This is a genomic window from Rhizobium sp. SRI_017 (genome assembly GCF_057586295.1).
Genome location: NZ_JBYCZP010000006.1, coordinates 1 through 16,976 on the forward strand (window position 1 = coordinate 1; position 16,976 = coordinate 16,976).

Below are 16,976 nucleotides of genomic sequence, written 5' to 3' on the forward strand. Positions count from 1 at the left end.
CGGTTTTTCGAGAAAAGTCATTTTTGTGTCATGTTATTGAACATGCTACGAAAAATCTCGTTTTGAGGGTGGTATTCCCTTTTTCAGGCCGATTTTTCCGTGGAATCCACCGGATTTTTTTGACCAAGCGGTAAAAGCTGTACGGGATGGTTGACCAGCGATTAACAGGCGCCCTGAACCGCCCCTACGCATGCGCATATGCGCGCGGATTCGACTTTTGCTCCGGAGCGGGATAGGCCGGGAGGACTGTTCACGCCTTATGCCAAGCGAGCCTGACCATGCTGATCCTCGACGATAACGACGCCCGCAATGCGCTTCCCTTTCCCGGCCTGATCGGGGCACTCCGCGCCATGTTCATTTCCGGCTGCGAGGCGCCGCCACGCCATCATCATGATGTCCAGGTTCCCGGCGAGCCCAATGGCACGCTGCTGCTGATGCCCGCCTGGCTTCCGGGCCGCTATATGGGACTGAAGCAGGTTTCCGTGTTTCCGGGCAATGCGACGCGCGGACTGCCGTCGATCTTCGGCTCCTATCTGCTCTCCTCTGCCGTCACCGGCGAACTGCTCGCGATCATCGACGGCGGCGAGCTCACCGCCCGCCGGACGGCCGCCGCCTCGGCGCTCGCGGCCTCCTATCTCGCGCGCAAGGATGCCTCCGTGATGCTGATGGCCGGAACGGGACGCCTTTCCGCCAATCTGATCGAGGCGCATAAGGCCGTCTCGCCGCTCACGAAGGTCTTCATCTGGGGACGCGACCAGGCTAAGGCTGCTGCGATCGCCCGGCAGGCGACGGCTCTCGGCCTCGAAGCAATCGCCACCGACAATCTCGAAGCGGCGGCGCGGCAGGCCGACATCATCTCCTGCGCCACGTTGTCTACCGAACCCTTGATATCGGGCGAATGGCTGAAGCCCGGTGCGCATCTCGATCTCGTCGGCGCCTTCAAGCCTGATATGCGCGAGACCGACGACCAATGCGTGATCCGCGCGACGCTCTTCGTCGATACCCGCGCCGGTGCACTCTCCGAGGGAGGCGATATCGTCCAGCCGATCAAGGCCGGGCTGATCACGGCCGGTTCAATCGCCGCCGATCTGGCGGAACTGACCCGCGAGCGCCATCCGGGCCGGACGAACGACCAGGAAATCACGCTCTTCAAGTCGGTCGGCGCCAGCCTCGAAGACCTCGCGGGCGCGATCTTCGCCTTCGAGGAGAACAATCGCGACGCTGCCGACGAACTCTGATGCGTCCAGGACTGCCCCACTATCCCGTCAGCGAAACGCTCGGAGCCCTGTCGGAAGCGCTTGCGACGCGGGGCATGGCCGTGCTCTCGGCGCCGCCGGGCGCCGGCAAGACGACGATCGTGCCACTTCACTTGCTCGACGCACCGTGGCGCAACGACGGCAAGATTATCCTGCTCGAGCCGCGTCGGCTTGCAGCGCGGGCGGCGGCCAATCGCATGGCCTCGCTTCTCGGCGAGAAGACCGGCGAGACCGTCGGCTACCGGATGCGGCTCGACTCCCGGATTTCGGCGAAGACCCGGATCGAGGTGGTGACGGAGGGTGTCTTCGCCCGGATGATCCTTGACGACCCGGAACTCTCGGGCGTGGCTCTCGTCATCTTCGACGAATTTCACGAGCGCTCGCTCGATGCCGATTTCGGGCTGGCGCTGGCGCTCGATGTCCGTGTCGGGCTGCGCGAGGATCTGCGAATTCTCGTCATGTCGGCGACATTGGATGTGTCGCGCGTGGCACGGCTTATGGGCGACGCGCCGGCGATCGAGAGCATGGGCCGCTCCTTCCCGATCGATATCCGTTACCAGGACCGGGATACGAGCGAGCGGATCGAGGACGTAATGAGCCGGGCGATATCGGAGTCGCATGGCCGCGAATCAGGCTCGATCCTCGCCTTCCTGCCCGGCCAGCGCGAAATCCTCCGCACCGCCGAGCGGCTCGAAGGGCGATTCGGGCCGGAGACGATCATCGCACCGCTCTATGGCAATCTCGGCCAGGCCGAGCAGGACCAAGCGATCCGGCCGCCGCCCGCGGGCCAGCGCAAGATCGTGCTTGCCACCTCGATCGCCGAAACGTCGATCACCATCGATGGCGTCAGGATCGTCATCGACAGCGGATTGCAGCGCCTGCCGGTGTTCGAGCCCGCCACGGGAATCACCCGGCTCGAAACCCGACGGACCTCGCGAGCCTCGGCCGACCAGCGTGCCGGTCGTGCGGGCCGGACCGAGCCCGGCATCGCGCTCCGGCTTTGGCATCAGGGGCAGAATGCGGCGCTCGAGGCCTTCACCCCGCCGGAAATTCTCGCAAGCGATCTCTCCGGTCTGATGCTCGACCTTGCCCATTGGGGCGTCTCGGGACCGGACAAGCTCTCCTTTCTCGACCAGCCACCGGCATCCGCCATCACGGAGGCAAGGAACCTGCTGATCTCGCTCGGCGCGCTCGATAACGAGGGGCGAATCACGGGCGAGGGTAAACGCATTCGCGACCTCGCCTTGCCGCCGCGGCTTGCCGCCATGGTGGTCGCAGCATCACATGAAGGACAGGCACTGGCGGCGGCCGAACTCGCCGTGTTGCTGACCGAGCAGGGACTCGGCGGCAATTCGGTCGATCTCGAGGACCGGCTCTCCCGCTTCCGCAACGAGCGCGGCGAGCGGGCTGAATCGTCGCGCCGGCTGGCGCGGCGGCTGGCGGAAAGCGTCAAAGGCAGAAGCAAGGGCGGCACGCCAACCCATGCCGGGCGGCTGCTGCTCCATGCTTTCCCGGATCGAATCGCTCTGCAGCGCGGCGGGCGCGGACGATTCGTCATGGCCAATGGACGCGGCGGCGAGATCATGGAGACCGAGCGGCTGGCCAATGCCGGGATGATCGTCGTCGCCGATCTCACCGGCCGGGCGGCCGCCCAGCGCATCCTCGCGGCGGCGGAGATTTCGCGGGCTGAGCTCGAAGAGGAATTGCCGGACGCTGTTGTCAGCGAGGGCCAGAGCTTCTTCGATCCCACCAGCCGGCAGGTCCGGGCGCGGAGGGTGACGCGGCTCGGCGCGATCATCTTCGAGGAAAAGCCGCTGCCGCGTCCCAAGGGCCCTGCCGCTCAGGCGGCCCTGGCAGACGGCGTTCGGCTTCTGGGCATCGACGCGTTGCCATTTTCGAAAGCCGCCCTGCAACTGCGCGAACGCATCGGCTTTCTGCACCGTACGATCGGCGAGCCCTGGCCCGATGTTTCCGACCAGGCATTGCTCGATTCGCTCGACGACTGGTTCCTGCCGTTCCAGACCGACATCCGCGGGATTGATTCGATCGATGCCGGTTCACTGCATGACGGGCTGCTGAACCTCGTGCCCCATGAATTGCGCCGCGATCTCGACAAGCTGGCACCTACCCATTTCGAAACGCCAGCTGGCAACCGCCATCCGCTGGACTATAGTGGCGACGAGCCGCTGGTCTCGGTGCGCGTTCAGGAACTGTTCGGCCTCAAGATTCACCCAGCCGTGGGCGGCGGGCGCATCCCGCTCACGCTGGAGCTGACCTCGCCGGCGCATCGGCCGATCCAGACGACCCGCGACCTGCCGGGCTTCTGGGCCGGCTCCTGGCGCGACGTGCGGGCCGATATGCGCGGACGCTATCCGAAACATCCCTGGCCCGAAGATCCGGCCGAGGCGCCGCCGACCAGCCGCGCCAAGCCGCGAGGCACGTGAGAAGAGAGACATCCATGACCGTTGAACTCATCCGCGAAGGCCCGGAAAGCCGCAAGCTCAGGCTGGAGACCCTGATCCGGCTGCGCTGGCTGGCTGTCGGCGGCCAGATGGCGACCGTGGCGATCGTCGGCGTCTTCATGCAGTTCTCGATGCCGATCGAGATCTCGATCGGGCTGATCGTGCTGCTGGCGGCGGTGAATGCCTGGCTGAAATTCTCCTACCCCGCGACGCACCGGCTGGAGCCCTCCTCGGCGCTGGCATTGCTCGCCTTCGATCTGCTGCAGCTCACCGCCCTGCTCTACGTCACCGGCGGCATTTCAAACCCCTTCGCGCCGCTGATCTCGGTGCCGGTCATCATTTCGAGCGCCTCGCAGCCGCTGCGCTATTCGCTGGCGCTGGTGCTGATCGCCATGCTCGCCATCACCGCCCTTGTCTTCTCGCCCTTCCCGCTGCCTTGGTATCCCGGCAGCGTCGTGCCCTTCGAACCGCTGCTGCTCGCCGGCATGTGGTTCGCCATCGTCTCGACCACGTCCTTCGCCGCCTTCTATGCCTATCGCGTGTCGCATGAGGCGAATCAGCTGTCGGAAGCGCTGACGGCGACCGAGCTGGTTCTGCAACGGGAGATGCATCTGTCCGAACTTGACGGCCTCGCGGCCGCCGCCGCGCATGAGCTCGGCACGCCGCTCGCGACGATCTCGCTGGTCGCCAAGGAAATGAGCCGCGAAATCGAACCGGGCCACCGGCTGTTCGACGATGTGCACCTGCTGATCTCACAGGCCGAGCGCTGCCGCGACATCCTCAAGCGGCTGACGACGCTCTCGACCGGCACCGAAGAGCATATGAAGCTCCTGCCGCTCTCGTCGTTGATCGAGGAGGTCGTCGCGCCACATCGCGAATTCGGCATAGCGATCGAGGTCAACGAGCGCTCGCCGCGGGCGACCGAACCGCTGGGCCGGCGCAATGCCGGCATCATCTATGGTCTCGGCAACCTGATCGAGAATGCCGTCGACTACGCCAAGTCCAAGGTCACCATTACAGTCATGCATGACGAGCACAGGGTGACGCTGACAATCGAGGACGATGGCGAAGGCTTCGCGCCCGACATCCTGCAGCGCATCGGCGACCCCTATGTCACCCGGCGCAATCCTCAGGCGAAGGCCGGCGGCCTTGGCCTCGGCCTGTTCATCGCCAAGACGCTTCTGGAGCGTTCCGGCGCCGAGCTCTCCTTCGAAAACTCACCCGGCGCCCGGATCAAGGTCGACTGGAGGCGCGACTCTATGGAAGTGCGGTGAATCTCGCATTTGTCGCCACATCTCTCTATATAGAATTGGCTAAGATCAAGAACTGGCCGCTGAGCTGAAGAGTAGAAAACAGAATGACCGATCCGAAAGCCGCCGCTGACGCCATTGGCGCCGATCCCTCGCTGCTCATCGTCGAGGACGACGCACCCTTTTTGAAGCGCCTGGCGCGCGCCATGGAAACGCGCGGCTTTGCCGTCGAGACGGCGGAAACTGTGGCCGAAGGCGTTGCCAAGGCCAAGGCCCGGCCGCCGAAATATGCGGTGGTCGATCTTCGGCTCACGGATGGCAGCGGCCTCGACGTGATCGAGACCATCCGCACCAAGCGCGACGATTCCAACATGATCGTGCTGACCGGCTATGGCAATATCGCGACCGCAGTGACCGCCGTGAAGCTCGGCGCCGTCGACTATCTCTCCAAGCCCGCCGATGCCGACGAAGTCTTCGCCGCGCTCACCCGCCGCCTGGGCGACAAGGTCGAACCACCGGAAAATCCGATGTCAGCCGACCGCGTGCGCTGGGAACATATCCAACGCGTCTATGAAATGTGCGACCGCAATGTCTCGGAGACGGCGCGGCGGCTCAACATGCATCGCAGGACGCTGCAGCGGATATTGGCCAAGCGGGCGCCGAAGTAGCGGCTTGTTCTTGATCAGGGAAGGCCTGCTTGGCAGCGCCCGGCCTCAGCGGACACAACTGCGGCCCGAGTGCACTCGCCACTCTCGGGCCGGGGCCGGTCGGTTCAACTGAAGTTGACAAGGTTCAGGCTGGGAAGTGGGCCGCCAGGGAATTGGGCGAGCTTTCCGCCCACGCTGATCGGCCCGAGGTCGATGCCAGTGAAGCCGAGCTTGTCAATCAAACCCGCGACCTGCGCTTTCGCCTGGGCATCATCCCCGGAATAGAACAGCACACGGCTGCCACCCTCCGCTCTGGGGTCGCCCGACAGCAGGTCCGGTCTGAGATGATTGAATGCCTTCACGACGCGGGCACCTGGAACGAGATCCTGGAAGACCTCGGTCGACAGTCGGCCATTCAGTGCTGCCGGCTGGAAGAGCGGAGCCTCGATGGGATTATTGGCGTCGATGACGACCCGGCCGTTCCAGTTCGGCAGGTCGACCAGCGCTTTGGGCAGCTTCGACCAGGGCACCGCCACGAGAACAATATCGGCTGCTGCGGCTTCGCTGATGTCGCCCGCCCTGATGTAGGGCGAAAGCTCGCCGGCGAGAGCGGCCAGGGAGGCCGCGCCGCGGCTGTTTGCGATCGTTGCACCGACGGCGTTGCGGGCGAGGGCGCGGGCAAATGCGGAGCCGATGTTTCCAGCTCCAATGATACCTATAGACATGGTCATATCCTTTCGATGTTGATCTGCTTGGGTCAGGCGGTGAAGCCGCCGTCGGCGACGATATCGGCGCCGGTGACGAAAGCCGCTTCGGGGCTGGCGAGGTAGGCGACCAGGCTGGCGATCTCGTAGTCCTTGCCGTAGCGGCCGATGGCCATTCCCGGCCCGACGACTTTTGAAACCGGACCACCGTCTGGGTTCATGTCGGTGTCAGTGGGGCCGGGATGGACCGTGTTGACCGTGATCCCCTTGGGGCCGAGGTCGCGCACGAGGCTGCGGTTGAAGCCGGCCACAGCACCCTTGGTAAGCGTGTAGAGTGATGCAGTCGGAAATGCCGCATAGCGATACATCGACGACCCGATATGGATGATCCGGCCGCCCGGCTTCATCTTGCGAGCGGCTTCCTGCGTCGCCACGAACACGCCCGTGACATTGACGGCAATCATCCTTTCGTAATCCTCGAACGTGATGTCCTCGATCGGGCCACCAAGCGCGATGCCGGCATTGTTGACCAGGATGTCGAGGGTGCCGAAGTTGTTTTCCACCGTCGATACGGCTGCCCGAACGGCCGCGGGGTCGCCGGCGTCGGCATGGATGGCGATGGCGCGGCCGCCCGCCGCTTCGATCTCGCGGACGACGTTCGCCGCCTTGTCGGGGGAGGCGCTGTAGGTGATGGGGACATCCGCCCCGCCAGCGGCCAGGCGCTTGGCGATTGCGGCGCCGATCGAGCGCGAGCCGCCGGTCACCAGGGCGGCTTTGCCGGCGAGATTGTTTGTAAGGTCAGTCATTGCGATTGCTCCGTGGTAGTTTCGATGGAGTGAATATCGCTTGTTAATTCCCCGTTGATTAGCCTGGAGTGACTTGACTAATCTTCAAGCAATCGTTGAAAATGATGACATGGAGACTCTGGCCAATCTCGAATCTTTCGTTCGCAGTGCCGAGCTTGGCGGCTTTTCGGCCGCCGCCCGCCGTCTTTCCGTCACGCCGGCAGCGGTCAGCCGCAACGTGGCGGCGCTCGAGGGCAATCTTGGTGTGCGCCTGTTCCAACGAAGCACCCGCAGCCTGACGCTGACCGAGGCGGGAGAGCGATTCCTGCTCGCGATCCGCGATAACCTGACGGGGCTTCAGGATGCCATTGCCGATGCCGCAGCCGATCGGTCCGCGCCTGCGGGAACGCTGAAGGTCTCAATGAGCCCGACCTTCGGGATGGGCTATCTGCTGCCGCTCCTGCCCGAGTTCCAGAAGCGCTATCCGCTGGTACGCCCAGAATGGACGTTCGAAAACAGGCAAGTCGATCTGATCGCCGAGGGATATGACGCAGCGATCGGCGGCGGGTTCGATCTTTCGCCCGGGATCATCGCCAAGACCCTGGCCCCGGCCCATATCATCGCCGTTGCCTCGCCCTCCTACTTGCAGGACAGGCTGCACCCCTTCGAACCCGCTGGGCTCGCAGAGCTCGACGGCATTGTGATGCGCTCGACTCGGACCGGCCGGATCAGGCACTGGCAGATGCGCAACGCCGACGGCATCGAGCAATTGGCTTCGCCAAGAGAATGCATCGTCGTCAACGATCCGGCCGCCATGTGCAACGCCGCCCTTCTTGGCCTCGGCATGACCATGATCGCCAAGCCAGACGCCCAGCCGCACCTGGAGAGCGGAAGGCTCGTCCGGCTCTTGCCGCATTGGTATGCAGACGCCGGACCGATTTCGATCTACTACGCCAACCGCACGCTCTTGCCGTCGAAGACGAGGGTGTTCATCGATTTCGTGACCGAGATGTCGCAACGCGATCGCTGGCCGCAACGCTTCGCCGGAAGCATCGGGTAGCGACAGGCGGGACACCAAGGCGCCTTTCGTACCAAGTTGCCCGGACGAACAGTCAATCGCTCAAAAGTCCGGCGATTCGCTCTCTGACGGATCGTTCGGGTTGGGAATGCCCAGCCGATCAGCAGCCCATTCGGCATGCATCAGGCGGGCGGCAGCGATCCGTGAGAAGTTCAGTGTCATCGATTTACGCATTGGTGGCGACAGCCGGTGCTCCGGCGCATCGCGCAGGAGTTCCGCGCCATAGGCGTCGGCGACGAACAGGCCGGCATCCTCGGGGAAGATCTCAGCCGGTACATCCTTGTGGGTCGCGAAAAACAGCCGGTCGCAGAAATCGCGGTATTCCGGCCATTTGCGGTCGACGCGGAAATCCTCGATCGACGACTTGATCTCGATGATCCAGATCTCGCCCTTCACCGAGAGCGTCACGATATCGGCGCGCCGGCCGCTCCTGAGCGGCAGTTCCGGCAGCGTCACATGCCGCATCTCGATCAGCTGGCGCTGCATGCCGCGGCGGATCTGCATCGCGCGTGCGGATTGGCGCCCGTCCTTGAGTGGATTATCGCCGTGAAGCGAGACAATCGGCATGTCAGTCCCGTTTCTGTTGCAAAAAAGTCATCTGTTTTCCGTTTGCATTTCCGGCCAGCGGCGCGCGCCCCCCAATCCCTTGCAAATCACGGGCTTTCGGACATATCCATAACCTACGGGCGGCTCGCGGGGAGCAGCCCGCCCCCAAGAATATAAGAGAATAAGATGCGCGTCCGCACACTTGTCACGGCAGTTGGCATCATGCTCAGCCTGGGCGTGGCCTCCTGCTCCACCTCTGCTACGACGTCCGGCGATCCCGGTGCTGTCGAGACCTCTCAAATCTTCTCCGATTCTTATGGCAAAGTCACGGATTCCGGTTACGCACTGCCGGCGATCCCGATCAAGCGCCTCGACACGAAGTTCCATCGCCAGATTGTCTCCTACCAGACGGTCCAGAAGCGCGGCACGATCATCGTCGATACCAAGAATCGCTTCCTCTATTACGTGCTGGGCGGCGGCAAGGCTGTTCGCTACGGCATCGGCATCGGCAAGCAGGGCTTTGCCTGGAAGGGTGAGGCCTATATCGCCTGGAAGCAGGAATGGCCGACCTGGCATCCGCCGGCAGAAATGGCCGAGCGCAAGCCTGAATACGCGAAATATGTCGAAAAGGGCCAGGAGCCGAGCATCAGCAACCCGCTTGGCGCACGTGCGATGTATCTCTTCGACGACAAGGGCAAGGACACGCTGTTCCGCATCCATGGCACGCCGCAATGGAACTCGATCGGCACCGCCGCTTCGTCGGGCTGCATCCGCATGATCAACCAGGATGTCATCGATCTCTATTCGCGCGTCCGTCCGGGCACGGGTGCCCGCGTGGTCGTTCTCTGAGATCAATCGAATACGATCGATCTTGATATAGCTGACTATGAAAGCCGCCGGCGAACCCTGGCGGCTTTTGCTTTTGGAGGCGGCGAATGGCTGATGTGCGGATGCACGCCGACGAGATCGACATCAGCCCCGCGCTGGCCAGATCGCTGGTCGCGCAGCAGTTTCCTCATCTCGCCGATTTGCCGATCATAAAGCTCTCCTCGGCAGGCACCGAGAACACCATCTTCCGCCTCGGCGATGATCTTTCGATTCGCATGCCGCGCGTGGCGGGTGCGGTGAAGCAGGCAGAACGGGAAGCAATCTGGCTTCCACGGCTCGCGAATCATCTGTCGCTCGCCATTCCCGAACCGATCGAACTCGGCCTGCCGACGCATGACTTTCCGCATCATTGGTCGATCTGCCGCTGGCTGGACGGCGAAAATGCCTTCGTCCGGCCGGTCGATGATCTGATCGATTCGGCACACCGGCTGGCCCGCTTCGTCCGATCGCTCCAAGAGGTACCCGTGGCCACCGATTCATCGCGTGCCGTGACCACATCAGGCCGCGGCGTCGATCTGGTCTACCGAGATTCCGCCACCCGACGGGCGATTGGGGCCTGTGAAGGTCTCGTCGATACCGAAACGCTCCATGCGATCTGGATCGACGCGCTCGCTACGCCAAGATGGAAAGGTCCGCCCATCTGGCTCCATGGCGACATCCATGTCGGCAATCTCCTGACCGAAGGTGGCCGAATCACCGGCGTCATCGACTGGGGTTGCCTCGGCGCGGGCGACCCGGCCTGCGACTTGACGGTGGCCTGGTCGATGCTGGATCAGGAAAGCCGCGCAATCTTCCGCGCCGAGCTCAACGTTGATGATGCCACGTGGATTCGCGGTCGAGCCTGGGCAATTTCAGTCGCCGTGATTGCTTTGCCTTTACTACATCAAAACCAATCCGCTGCTGGTCGCGATATCGCGGCACTCGATCGAGGCCGCGGTGGCGAACTTTCTCGGGCACTAAGCGGGATAAGGGGTCGCCAGCATGCTGGGCCGGCGCTTCATGCGCTCCCACCATGCGCCGAGCAGCGGGAAACCGGCGATCATCCGCCGCCCTTCCTGCGTCATCAGGAAGAAATCCATCATCGGCGCGAGATGAAGATCGGCGAGCGTGATGTCATTGCCGGCAAGCCAGGCCTTTCCGCTCATCAACCTGGTGATCGCCGCCAGGCTGATCTTTGCCTTGTCGAGACCGTCGGCAATCCTGTCCTCGTCCGAGGCTTCGCCGCGACTGCCCTTTTCGAGGCGCTCGACATAAACATCCCATACCAGAGGCTGGTAGACGTAGGAGTCGCACACCGACATCAGTTGCTCGACACGCGCGCTCGTCTTGGGATCGTCGGGCAGCAGCGGAGGCCCGTAGAAGGCCGCGTCGACATAACGGGTTATCGCCGACGCCTCATAGAGCGCAAAACCATCATGGTCGAATGAGGGTATCTTTCCGAAAGGATGCCGCGCCAGATATTCCGGCGTCCGCTCCTCCTCGGCAAAGATGTCGACCGGCACCAGCCGATACGGCACGCCCTTCTCTTCGAGCGCGAGCCGGACGATTCGCACATAACAGCTGTAATCGGCGCCGTAGACCGTGACCGTCATGCGGGATGTTTCGCCTTCTCTTCCAGCCGCCGCCGGTGCAGCACCGGCTCGGTATAGCCGTTCGGCTGGGCGCGGCCCTTCATCACCAGTTCGAGCGCTGCCTGGAAGGCGACGGAACTGCCGAAATTTGGCGCCATCGGTTCGTAAAGCGGGTCGCCTTCATTCTGGCCGTCGACCACCTCGGCCATGCGCTTCATCGTCTCCATGATCTGCGCTTCCGAGATCACGCCATGATGCAGCCAGTTGGCCATGTGCTGGGCCGAGATGCGCAGCGTCGCGCGGTCCTCCATCAGGCCGACATTGTGGATGTCGGGGACCTTCGAGCAGCCGACCCCCTGGCTCACCCAGCGCACGACATAGCCGAGGATGCCCTGGGCATTGTTGTCGATTTCCTGCTGGATTTCCTCCGGCGTCCAGTTCGGACGCGGCGCCACCGGTACGCTCAGGATATCCGAGAGTTTTGCGCGGGCGCGAGTCTTGAGCCCCTCCTGGACCTTTGCGACATCGACCTTGTGATAGTGCGTGGCATGCAGCGTCGCCGCCGTCGGCGACGGCACCCAGGCGGTGTTGGCGCCGGCTTTGGGATGGGCGATCTTCTGTTCCAGCATCGCGGCCATCAGGTCCGGCATCGCCCACATGCCCTTGCCGATCTGCGCCCGGCCGGAGAGGCCGCAGGCGAGCCCGATATCGACATTCCAGTTCTCATAGGCCGAGATCCAGGCCGCCTGCTTCATATCGCCCTTGCGAATCATCGGACCCGCTTCCATCGAGGTATGGATCTCGTCGCCGGTGCGGTCGAGGAAGCCGGTATTGATGAAGACGACCCGGCCGGCGGCGGCGCGGATGCATTCCTTGAGGTTGACCGTCGTGCGGCGCTCCTCGTCCATGATGCCCATCTTGATCGTGTCGAGCGGCATGCCGAGCGTCTGTTCGACGCGGGTGAAGATCTCGGTGGCGAAGGCGACTTCCTCAGGCCCGTGCATCTTCGGCTTGACGACATACATCGAACCCTGAGACGAGTTCTTCTTGCGGCCGCCCGCGCCGATATCATGCAAAGCGATCAGCGCCGTGACCATGGCATCCATGATGCCTTCGGGCACATCATTGCCGTGCTTGTCCTGGATCGCCGGATTGGTCATGAGGTGGCCGACATTGCGGATCAGCATCAGCGAGCGGCACTTGACCGAGAGCTTGCCGCCATCGGGTGTGTTGTATTCGGCATCGGGATTGAGCTTGCGGGTAAAGGTCTTGCCGCCCTTGGTGACCTCCTCCTCGAGATCACCCTTCATCAGGCCGAGCCAGTTGCGGTAGATGACGACCTTGTCCTCGGCGTCGACGGCCGCGACCGAATCCTCGCAATCCATGATCGCCGTGATCGCCGATTCGACCCAGACGTCGGAAATATTGGCCAGATCGTATTTGCCGATCTCGCTGGTGGGATCAACGAGGATCTCGATCAGCAGATTGTTGTTGCGCAGCAGGACCTGCAGGTCGCAGAGATCCTTCTCGAGATAGCCGGCGAACTGTCCGGGATTTCCAAGACCGGTCTCGCCGATTTCGTTGGTCACGAGCAGCGTGCCGTCCTTGACGGCAAGCTTCGACACGCTCTTCCAGCTGCCGCCCGCCAGCGGTACGGCCTGATCCAGGAAATCGCGTGCCCAGGCGATGACCTTCTCGCCACGGGCGGGATTGTAGCCCTTGCCCCGGGTCGCGCCATCGGTTTCCGGGATCGCATCGGTGCCGTAGAGTGCATCATAGAGCGAGCCCCAGCGGGCATTGGCGGCGTTCAGCGCATAACGCGCATTCATTACCGGCACGACGAGCTGCGGACCGGCGATCGAGGCGATTTCAGGATCGACATTGGTCGTCGAAACGGAAAAGTCCGGACCTTCCGGCACGATGTAGCCGATCTCGCGCAGAAAGGCTTCATAAGCCGCCATATCGGAGGGAGCGCCATTGGCCTTGTGCCAGTCGTCGATCTTCATCTGCAGCGCGTCGCGCCTGTGCAGCAGCGCCTTGTTCTTCGGCTCCAGCGCGTGGACGATGTCGGCAAAGGCGGTGAAGAATTTGTCGGGCTTGATCCCGGTGCCTGGCAGCGCCTCGTTCACCAGAAAGTCGTGAAGAACCTCATCGATGTGAAGGCCGTGTTCTTCGATCTTTGCCATGCCTGTCGTCCCGTCGCCGAATTCAAGTCGCGCGGACACTGCGACAGCCGATGTCGCACGTCAATAACACCTTCGAGGCAAAGCGTTCTCCGATCGGACGGAGGCCCGACATTCAGACAAGGCGACGCCCAATGACCTCACGAACCTCGCAAGGCCCGGCTTTCGTTGTTCTTCCGGAAAGAAGCGAAAAATTAAGGATAATAGTACCATAATGGACATGGTTAGCGTTGCGTTAACAGTATCGGTCCGCCACCCGATTGATAGAGTTTGCTATGTCAAGTATTATGACGAACAGCGGCGCCATTGCCGCATTGGACACTTTGCGCACTGTCGGCCGCGACATGTCCCACACCCAGAAAGAGGTTGCCACCGGCCTCCGAGTCGCGAACTCGAGCGACAACGCGGCCTATTGGTCGATCACCACGACCATGCGATCGGACGACAAGGCCATGTCGGCGGTGCAGGATGCTTTGGCGCTCGGTGCCGCCTCGGTCGATGTCGCCTCCATGGGCATGAGCAATGCGCTTGAGGTGATGGACGAATTCAAGTCCAAGCTGGTGGCGGCCCGTGAGCCCGGCGTCGACCGAAACAAGATCACGTCCGAGCTCAACGAGCTCAGAAACCAGTTGCGGACCATTGCCGAGAGTTCGTCCTTCAATGGCGAGAACTGGCTCCTAACGCAGGACGGAGCCAGTGAGCCGACGCGCAACCTCGTGACATCCTTCATTCGCAATAGCGACAACACGGTGCGCTTGGGCAACATGGCCTATGGGGCCAACAATGGCAGCTTGGGGGAGCCCAATCGCCTGATCGATGAAAGCAGTACCTCGGCGGGCATGTATGGCTGGCTGACGATGCCGTCGCCCGCGATAGGTTTCGACCTGACGGGTCCGCTCTATGACGTCTTCGTGCTTGGCGAGGATCCCTGGCCCTTGGGCGAGGAAATTGCCGTCGATGCGGATACGACCAACCAAGAAATCGACAATATGATCTCGTTCGCCGACTGGACGATACAGGGCATGACCACGACGGCAGCGAAGCTCGGGGCGATGGCGAACTACTTCGACCGGCAGACCGAATTCGTTCAGGACCTGCGTGATGCCGCCACCCGGGGCGTCGGTCGGCTGCGCGATTCGGATCTCAACGATCAGTCTGCACGGCTCAAGGCGCTGCAGACGCAGGAACAGCTTGGGATCCAGGCGCTGTCGATGGCCAATTCCAATCCTGAAAATATCATTTCGCTGTTCAGATAAGGCTAGCGCCGTAAGACCCCTCCCCATCCCTCCCCACAAGGGGGAGGGCTAATTTGTGGCACTCTCCCCAGCCTCCAACCACCTCGCAACATGTGCAACGCTGAGCAGGGCACTACAGCGAGCCTGGGTTAAGCCCTCCCCCTTGTGGGGAGGGTTGGGGAGGGGTCTTGTCCGAAATCCTGAAGCCGTATCAGGTAATCCGCGGCCGGCCCGATGCCGTGGCGGAGAATCGTGCCTCGACCAGCTTGCGGCTGCCTTCGATCTCCGGCGCGTCGATCTGCTCGACCATCCGCACAACGGGATCCTCGGCGCCATTGTCCACAGCAAGCCGAATCGCGGCTTCGCGGGCGCGCTGGCGGGCCAGTTTGAACGTCTTATCCTCGTCGGTCATCCGCTCCGTCGGCCCGCCGCCGGAGACGATGAAGACGCCTTCTTCCGGCGACGTGACTGTGACGAGTACGGTCTGGCTGATTTCGCCGGCCACCGCGCCAATGGCATTGGCGACACCGGCATCGGCAGGGATCACCGATTCGGCGCCCAGCATCGCGGCGATAGCCGGATAGTAGACATGCGCCGACGCACCAAGACCGATCAGCGGCCGGTCCAGTGCGAGCGAGAATCGCACGACACCCGACGTGCGGTTGAGAGCACGGTCGATCGAGACGGATTTGGCAGGATCGACGCTCTCCACGCCGTCCTCACCCAGCGCCGCCGCGAGAATCACCTCCGCCGACTGACGCGTCATCCGCGCCTCGATCTTATGCGCCAGTTCGACGGCCGACCTGGCGATCGGCTTGCCCGAACCGTCGCGCGTGCGGCAGGCGAGCTCGAGGCCGAGACGGGCCGCGTCCTTGTCCCACTGGCCCTGCCGGCCGAGGATATGCATGGCGTCCGACGCGGTGATCGCCGAAATATGCACCAGACCACGACTGACCAGCCGATCGAGAGACGCTTTCTGCATCGAGGAGATCAGGAGGTCGTTCAATGCGACAGGCGTCGACGGCACGCGCTCGTAAAGCGCCTGGTCGGCGGCGGAGAGGCCGCTGGCGAATCGATCCGGTAGACCGGAACGGACGGCGAAGCGGCCGTCATAGCGACCGGAATGGGTTGCCTTGATCTGCCGTTCCAGCATCTCACGCACCGGCGCGCCATGCAGCTTGCCGATCAGGCTGAGCGGCAGCACCCGCCGGGGTCCGAGGGTAAGCGCGCCTTCGAGGCCGCGGGTATTCACATGCACTTCCGAATCACCACCGAGGCCATAGGTCCGCATGGCGACGGCCTGCACCATGGTGCGGTAGCCGCCGACGACGGCGCCGTTTTCATCGAGCCGCGGCCGGCCCTCGTCGAGAATGGCGACGTCAGTGGTGGTGCCGCCGATATCGGAGACGACGGCATCGTCGAGGCCGGTCAGGAAGCGCGCACCGACAAGGCTCGCCGCCGGGCCGGAGAGAATGGTCTCGATCGGACGCAGCCGCGCCTCAGCGGCCGAGATCAGCGCACCGTCGCCCCGCACCACCATCAGCGGCGCCTCTATGCCGTGGGCCTTGAGAAAATCCTCGGACGAGCCGATCAGCCGGTCGATCATCGACACCAGCCGCGCGTTGAGCAGCGTGGTGAGCGCACGTCGCGGGCCGCCGAGTTTGGAGGAAAGCTCGTGGCTGCAGGTGACAGGCAGATGGGTCTTCTCGCGGATCAGGTCGCGCACCCGCAGTTCGTGGTCGGGATTGCGGACGGCGAAATAGCCGGCAATGGCAAAGGCGGTCACGGCACCGGCGAGTTCGTCAAGTCGCTCGACCAGAGTGGTCGTGTCGAGCGGCGCCTCGTGGCCATGGACGTTGTGTCCGCCGGGCAGGAAGATGACTGGATCGCTGCCGAGCGCCTGCCTGAGACCATCACGCTCGAGATCTTCGGGCCCAAAGCCAATCATCACGAGGCAGACGCGGCCGCCCTGACCTTCGACCAGGGCATTGGTAGCAAGCGTCGTCGAAAGCGAGGCAAGCCGGATTGCAGAAGGGTCGGTTCCGGTTTCCGCCAGCACGTTCTCGACCGCGCCGCGGATACCCTCGGACAGGTCATGCCGCGTGGTCAGCGCCTTGGCACGCGCCTTGACTCCCTCTTCAGGATTGAAGAGAACCGCGTCGGTGTAAGTGCCGCCAGTATCGATGCCGAGAAGAAATCGCGATGCCACGCCGTCTACCACTTTGAATCAGTTCGATTGACGATTCGCGCCTTGAATCCACCTTCAGGTGGAGGCACGTTCCGTGAGGAACGGGATTATGGCATTCCCAGTGCTTTATCCAGTGCGCCAAGCGACACCGATATATGAAAAATGATAGGCCTCACGACCGTC

13 protein-coding genes and 1 pseudogene are annotated in these 16,976 nt (G+C 63.1%); 8 read left to right on the forward strand and 6 right to left on the reverse strand.

All coding sequences use genetic code 11. The annotated features are described in order from the left end of the window. The first annotated feature begins 278 nt into the window (after nucleotides 1-278). The 4 genes from lhpI to AC2YI2_RS14835 all read left to right on the forward strand — a co-directional run bounded on the left by lhpI (nucleotide 279) and on the right by AC2YI2_RS14835 (nucleotide 5,636). Complete coding sequence (lhpI, locus tag AC2YI2_RS14820; RefSeq protein ID WP_487387256.1) at nucleotides 279-1,238, forward strand: bifunctional Delta(1)-pyrroline-2-carboxylate/Delta(1)-piperideine-2-carboxylate reductase; 960 nt, start codon at nucleotides 279-281, stop codon at nucleotides 1,236-1,238. Continuing rightward, nucleotides 1,238-3,700, forward strand: a complete 2,463-nt coding sequence (gene hrpB / locus AC2YI2_RS14825; protein ID WP_487387257.1) for an ATP-dependent helicase HrpB — start codon at nucleotides 1,238-1,240, stop codon at nucleotides 3,698-3,700. Before lhpI ends, hrpB begins: the two co-directional genes overlap by 1 nt. 14 nt (nucleotides 3,701-3,714) lie before the next feature. After that, nucleotides 3,715-4,992, forward strand: a complete 1,278-nt coding sequence (locus AC2YI2_RS14830) for an ActS/PrrB/RegB family redox-sensitive histidine kinase (protein WP_487387258.1) — start codon at nucleotides 3,715-3,717, stop codon at nucleotides 4,990-4,992. 83 nt (nucleotides 4,993-5,075) lie between these two features. After that, a complete protein-coding gene (locus AC2YI2_RS14835) occupies nucleotides 5,076-5,636 on the forward strand; it encodes an ActR/PrrA/RegA family redox response regulator transcription factor (protein WP_487387259.1) in 561 nt (186 codons plus the stop codon). Nucleotides 5,637-5,740: 104 nt separating this feature from the next. On the opposite strand, the gene AC2YI2_RS14840 is transcribed toward AC2YI2_RS14835, so the two are convergent. Both AC2YI2_RS14840 and AC2YI2_RS14845 read right to left on the reverse strand, forming a co-directional pair. Beyond that, on the reverse strand, nucleotides 5,741-6,340 hold the full coding sequence (locus AC2YI2_RS14840; protein WP_487387260.1) for an NADPH-dependent F420 reductase: 600 nt from the start codon (nucleotides 6,338-6,340) through the stop codon (nucleotides 5,741-5,743). A 32-nt stretch (nucleotides 6,341-6,372) separates the two neighbouring features. Then, a complete protein-coding gene (locus AC2YI2_RS14845; protein WP_487387261.1) occupies nucleotides 6,373-7,125 on the reverse strand; it encodes a 3-oxoacyl-ACP reductase family protein in 753 nt (250 codons plus the stop codon). A gap of 109 nt (nucleotides 7,126-7,234) precedes the next feature. On the opposite strand from AC2YI2_RS14845, the gene AC2YI2_RS14850 reads away from it, so the two are divergent. After that, nucleotides 7,235-8,164: a LysR substrate-binding domain-containing protein gene (locus tag AC2YI2_RS14850; protein ID WP_487387262.1), complete on the forward strand. Its 930-nt coding sequence runs from the start codon at nucleotides 7,235-7,237 to the stop codon at nucleotides 8,162-8,164. Between the two features lie 60 nt (nucleotides 8,165-8,224). Here the strand turns inward: AC2YI2_RS14850 and AC2YI2_RS14855 are convergent, their stop codons facing one another. Next, a complete protein-coding gene (locus AC2YI2_RS14855) occupies nucleotides 8,225-8,749 on the reverse strand; it encodes an MmcB family DNA repair protein (protein ID WP_487387263.1) in 525 nt (174 codons plus the stop codon). A 165-nt stretch (nucleotides 8,750-8,914) separates the two neighbouring features. Between AC2YI2_RS14855 and AC2YI2_RS14860 the strand changes: the two genes are divergently transcribed. Continuing rightward, nucleotides 8,915-9,577: a L,D-transpeptidase gene (locus AC2YI2_RS14860; RefSeq protein ID WP_487387264.1), complete on the forward strand. Its 663-nt coding sequence runs from the start codon at nucleotides 8,915-8,917 to the stop codon at nucleotides 9,575-9,577. Nucleotides 9,578-9,831: 254 nt separating this feature from the next. Continuing rightward, nucleotides 9,832-10,392, forward strand: a pseudogene (locus AC2YI2_RS14865) (aminoglycoside phosphotransferase family protein); the annotation flags it as partial. A 180-nt stretch (nucleotides 10,393-10,572) separates the two neighbouring features. Here AC2YI2_RS14865 and AC2YI2_RS14870 read toward each other — a convergent pair. Next, complete coding sequence (locus tag AC2YI2_RS14870; protein WP_487387265.1) at nucleotides 10,573-11,208, reverse strand: glutathione S-transferase family protein; 636 nt, start codon at nucleotides 11,206-11,208, stop codon at nucleotides 10,573-10,575. After that, entirely contained in the window at nucleotides 11,205-13,373 is a 2,169-nt protein-coding gene (locus tag AC2YI2_RS14875) for a malate synthase G (protein ID WP_487387266.1), read from the reverse strand. The genes AC2YI2_RS14870 and AC2YI2_RS14875 overlap by 4 nt, the downstream gene beginning before the upstream one ends. Nucleotides 13,374-13,645: 272 nt before the next feature. Between AC2YI2_RS14875 and AC2YI2_RS14880 the strand changes: the two genes are divergently transcribed. Then, entirely contained in the window at nucleotides 13,646-14,626 is a 981-nt protein-coding gene (locus AC2YI2_RS14880; protein ID WP_487387267.1) for a flagellin N-terminal helical domain-containing protein, read from the forward strand. Between the two features lie 190 nt (nucleotides 14,627-14,816). Here AC2YI2_RS14880 and AC2YI2_RS14885 read toward each other — a convergent pair whose 3' ends face one another. Next, nucleotides 14,817-16,814, reverse strand: coding sequence for a hydantoinase/oxoprolinase N-terminal domain-containing protein (locus AC2YI2_RS14885; RefSeq protein WP_487387268.1), 1,998 nt, complete (start codon nucleotides 16,812-16,814; stop codon nucleotides 14,817-14,819). Between the last annotated feature and the right edge of the window lie 162 nt (nucleotides 16,815-16,976).